Origin of the sequence: Paenibacillus sp. 1-18 (genome assembly GCF_000520755.1) — a bacterium.
GTDB classification, from domain to species: domain Bacteria; phylum Bacillota; class Bacilli; order Paenibacillales; family Paenibacillaceae; genus Paenibacillus; species Paenibacillus brasilensis.
The window spans coordinates 1-4,688 of sequence record NZ_ASSB01000047.1 but is presented as its reverse complement, the minus strand read 5'-3'; the positions used below and the strand labels follow the sequence as shown (position 1 = coordinate 4,688).

The 4,688-nt window shown below is 53.3% G+C and carries 4 protein-coding genes and 1 pseudogene; all 5 read right to left on the bottom strand.

The features are described 5' to 3' along the window. A partial coding sequence (locus L693_RS0102905) for a cobalt-precorrin-5B (C(1))-methyltransferase (RefSeq protein WP_025715980.1) occupies window positions 1–963 on the bottom strand: 963 nt, incomplete at its 3' end. A 74-nt stretch (window positions 964–1,037) separates the two neighbouring features. Next, the gene (locus L693_RS0102900; RefSeq protein ID WP_025715979.1) at window positions 1,038–1,682 is read right to left on the bottom strand and encodes a precorrin-8X methylmutase; all 645 of its coding nucleotides are present in this window, start codon (window positions 1,680–1,682) and stop codon (window positions 1,038–1,040) included. Between the two features lie 394 nt (window positions 1,683–2,076). Next, window positions 2,077–2,841: a precorrin-6A reductase gene (gene cobK / locus L693_RS0102895; RefSeq protein WP_025715978.1), complete on the bottom strand. Its 765-nt coding sequence runs from the start codon at window positions 2,839–2,841 to the stop codon at window positions 2,077–2,079. Further along, window positions 2,838–3,923, bottom strand: a complete 1,086-nt coding sequence (locus tag L693_RS0102890; protein WP_025715977.1) for a sirohydrochlorin chelatase — start codon at window positions 3,921–3,923, stop codon at window positions 2,838–2,840. The genes cobK and L693_RS0102890 overlap by 4 nt, the downstream gene beginning before the upstream one ends. A gap of 91 nt (window positions 3,924–4,014) precedes the next feature. Next, window positions 4,015–4,688, bottom strand: a pseudogene (locus L693_RS0102885) (precorrin-3B C(17)-methyltransferase); the annotation flags it as partial.

Below are 4,688 nucleotides of genomic sequence, written 5' to 3'. Positions count from 1 at the left end.
TCCCCCCCCCCCCGCCGCAAGCGACTCGTCCACGCCTGCTTCGCGCGCGACCTCGGCTAAAAAGCCAAAGTCCACCGGGGCGCTCTTGGAGTGAACCATCATGACACCTTGAGCGACCTTGGACAGCTTGCCGGGCATGCCGACGAGAATAATTTTCTTCATTCCCAGTCGTTTGCCATGCTTGACCGCAAAGCCGACAAAGTCGCCCATCTGAATAAAGGCTTCCTCCGTTAGCTGATCGTACATCTGCATTGCATATTTTTCACTGCTGCCGCCTGTGGTCAGGACAATTTCCTGGCAGTTCATCGCTTGCGCAACCGATATGGCCTGCACGACGCTGGCTTTATAAGCTGACGTGGAAAACGGAACGACCACACCACGTGTACCCAGTATGGAAATACCGCCAAGAATGCCAAGCCGCCCGTTCAGCGTTTTCTTGGCGATTTCTTCGCCGTCCGGCACGCTGATGACGACACGGACACCTTTGGCTGATCCGTGCTCCTCAAGCACGCCTGTGACAGCCTCCGTAATCATCCGGCGCGGCACAGGATTGATCGCTGCTTCTCCGACAGGCACAGGCAGACCGGGCTTCGTTACCCGCCCCACGCCGATGCCGCCGTCCAGCTCAATGCCAGGCTCCTCGCGCCAGCTAACGGACGCGATAATTCTCGCCTGATGCGTTGCATCCGGGTCATCGCCACCGTCCTTGATCGTCGTGCAGGAAGCTTCGTCCGCGTTCAGCACAGGCTCGATCAGCTCGAATGCATGATCGAAACCCGCTGGCAGCGATATCACCGCTTCCTTCGGTGGAATGCCTGTGATGAGCAGTTGCACCGCTCCTTTGGCAACTGCGGCTGCACAGGCTCCTGTCGTAAAGCCTGACCGCATCGGCTTGTCCGGCGCGGGGGCTTCACCGCTTTTCATCCGTTTGGGTCTGTCGGCGGACGCCGCTTCCTTTTCCATGCCAATTCCTCCTTAACCTCTTCTGCTGATCATGCTCCAATTCATTTCATGATACAGCAAACAGACAACCGCTACTAGCGGACAGCCATTAAGGAGATTGCATTCAATGCCGCTACAACAATCGTACTGCCGCCCTTGCGCCCCATATTCGTAATGAACGGAATATCGAGCTTGCGCAGCTCATCCTTCGACTCTGCTGCTGAAACGAAACCAACCGGCATCCCGATCACCAGACCAGGCTTGGCCGCTCCCTCCTTGACCAAGCGAATCAGCTCCAGCAGCGCTGTCGGCGCATTACCAATCGCATAGATACCGCCTTCGCCGGCTTGGATTGCTTTGCGCATCGAGATAATGGCGCGTGTCGTATTCAGTCTTTTCGCTTCTTCCATGACATCCGGGTCGGAAATATACACATGCACATCCCCGCCAAATTGACGGATGCGATCCTTGCTAAGGCCCGCCTGAATCATTTGCACATCGGCAACGACCTGCTGGCCTGCACGAATGGCTGCAATTCCGGCTTCAATCGCTTTTGGATGAAATACCATGCTGCGCCCCAACTCAAAATCAGCGGACGCGTGAATGACGCGCTGTACGACAGGATATTGCTCAGCTGTAAAAGGATGCTCGCCCAGTTCCTCTGTGATCATCTCGAAGCTTTTGCCCTCAATCTCCTGCGGCTGTACCGTTAACGGTTTAAAATCGGTTTTAAAATCCATCGTCTCGACCGCTCCCTTATGAAAGATTAGAAATTAAATTAGCTTAGAACATTAAAGTTACCTATTGTTCCACTACGCAGTCGGATGGTGCTTCCCATCGCCACCGCCCCCGGATTCCTTGAATAAAACCTATGATCAGTGTAGGAATCCGGGGACAAAAGCGACCGCTTCGCTTGTACAGCATCATTCCGACTACTCCGTTTTTATGTTCATTTTTCAAGTTCATCTTATATAGGTTCATGTTAAGGAGTTACAAACACCTCTACACAAAAACTGTGCATTTTAAGATAGCTATATTTTAAATACACGCCAAAAATCGTTCTGGATTCATCGGATTGACCGGGATCGACCATCTCTCATAGGATCATAGAATCATGGCTTAGAGCTCAGGCCTCTATTCGGCTGTACGCAGGGCGTCAATCACTCCGTCAAAATGATCAAATACCGTGCCAAATTCCACTTCCGGTCTGGAAATCAGAATGACATGTATACCCAGTTCCAGGGCCGATTGAACCTTTTCATCTACAGCCCCTGTGCGACCACTTTCTTTGGTCACCATCACCGTTGTACCAAAGTGCTTGTACAATGCCTCGTTCATCTCACGGGAAAAAGGTCCCTGCATGGCGATAATATTTTTTTGCTCCATCCCCAGCTCGCTGCATTTTTCCATATTGTCCAGACGCGGCAGCATTCGTGCAACCAGACGAATCTCCGGGTCTCCGAGCAAATGCCTGGTGAATGTGCCGAGCGTCTTGCTGCCTGTGGTAAGCATGACAGAGCCTTTCAGTTGCTTCGCTTCCAGTGCGGCCTCCTCATAGGACGGTACAATGTGAAGCAGCGGATGATTGTCGTACACCAGCCCCGCCCGCTCGTAGCGAATATAAGGCACTCCAGATTCGCGAGCGGCTGCCATGGCGTTCACATGTGCTTCTTCAGCAAAAGGATGACTGGCATCTACGATGGCCTGTACTCCCAGCTCTCGAACCACTGCTGCCATTTCATCGGCTGTCATTCGACCTGTACGTACGTCCAGACCTGCTTCGGACAAGCTGATTGCTGCACTTTCCGTTACGACAGAGGTCAATACCCTGAAGCCATTGCCACGGATTTGTAGTGCCAATTCCCGCGCATCGCTTGTTCCACATAGCATAAAAATCATGAATTCTTCACCTGCCCGCTGCCGGCAATCCCGCTGCTATCCCCAACAGACGGCGTATGTAAATGTTCGTGGTGGTGTTCATGATCATGGTTATGATCGTGCCCGTGGTCGTGCGAGTGCCCGTCGTGGTGGTGATCGTGTCCATGGTTATGTTCATGATGATCATGATGGTGGTCGTGATGGTGGTCGTGATGGTGGTCATGTCCATGATGATCATGTTCGTGGTCGTGGTGATGATGGTGATGCTCCTGCGCCTCCAAGCGGAACTGGCAGTTATCGCAATTCGCTGCAACCTTGCCGAATAAGCCTTCATTAGCACGCTCCAGCACCAGCTCGACCAGTTGCGGATGGAAACCAAAATACCCACCGATTTCAACCTGCAGTTCAGGATGAGCCTCGGCAAATTCCTCGGTCATTTCTCCGATGCGTTTAATCAACACTCCAGTAAATAGAAAATATGGGAGTACGATAATTTTTTTGGCTCCCAATCGTACACAACGTTCCAATCCATCTGAGAAGGAAGGCTGCGTCACACCGATAAAGCTGCTCTCCACCCACGTATAGGGGAGCTTCTCCCACAGCATGCGACTCATTTTGAAAAAATCGCTGTTGGCATCGGGATCGCTGCTTCCGCGTCCCAGTACAAGCACCGCTGTTTCCTCGTCCGTCACCTCGGCGGATGCCTCAACAGCGTTATTCATTCCCGCTGGAACTGCAACCGGACGAGCCTCCTTCAAGCGGCTTTGCAAAATGCTAACGATTTTCTCGTGAACGCCAATCGGACGCCCATATACAAATTCCACCTGCGGATGCCTCGCCTTCGCACGATCAATCGCCATCGGAATATCAATTTTGGCGTGTCCTGCGGCGAACAAGATAATTGGCACAAGAACGACACGTGTCGCCCCTCTTTTCACACATGCCTGTACCCCGTCAGCGATGCTGGGGCGTGTCAGCTCCAGGAAACAGGTTTCTACACACGTTCCCGGTACTCGATCTGCCACCGCCTGTGCAAATTCCAGCAGCTCCTCGTTCCCCTCCGGGTCCCGACTTCCATGTCCAACCAACAATATTGCATTCACTGCTGTTTTCTCCTCCTCATGATAGGGATAGCCTATATGACGCCCTATTTTATATATATGCTTGTGTCCCGCTCATTAGGCTTCTGGCCCACTAATCACCGCAAACCGCATTCACTTCTACGGTTGCCGGTGCGTCCTCATGCCGGAAGCCGGCAACCACACCTACACGTTTGAAAAATTTATGGAAACGCTCGTTCGGATGCCCTTTTTCCTTATACTCAGCGATGATATGCTCGACAATGTCTGTAATCTGTTCCCCCGGAATCCCTTCCGCTACAGGCTGAGCGGCATGAGCATTGCGGCCGAATTTTTTGCCGCCAAGGAAAAGATCGTATCCGCCCTTTCGGTAGACGATGCCGATATCCTCCAGCACCGCTCCATAGCAGGCCATACCGCAGCCGTTCAAGGCGATGCTGGTTTCTTTGGGTGCCTGCAAACCACCAAGCACAACCTGTAGATGCTCAGCCACGGGCACAGCGTCATCCTTCTCCATGTTGCAGAAGTCGCACGCCTTCACCTTAAACACATCGCCGATGGGCATGACAATCAATCGCTCATCCCGCAGCCGTCCGACCAGCTCCTCGGGGTCTGCGCACGGTACGCGCAGCACGATCTGGTGATCCGGCGTATATTCCAGCTCGCCGTCCTCACCCGCTATCTCCGCGAGCAGGGCCATCTGGCGAGCGGTGAATTTTTTGTTTCCCACGCCTGGGGAAACGCCCACCTCGAACAGCGCCGGCTTGCCAAAGCCGCCCGTCGCTGTCC

What these genes read in the sequence shown, in the direction of transcription:
- L693_RS0102900 (WP_025715979.1), bottom strand. Translation starts at nt 1,682, where the DNA reads ATGGATTTTAAAACCGATTTTAAACCGTTAACGGTACAGCCGCAGGAG.
- cobK (WP_025715978.1), bottom strand. Translation starts at nt 2,841, where the DNA reads ATGATTTTTATGCTATGTGGAACAAGCGATGCGCGGGAATTGGCACTA.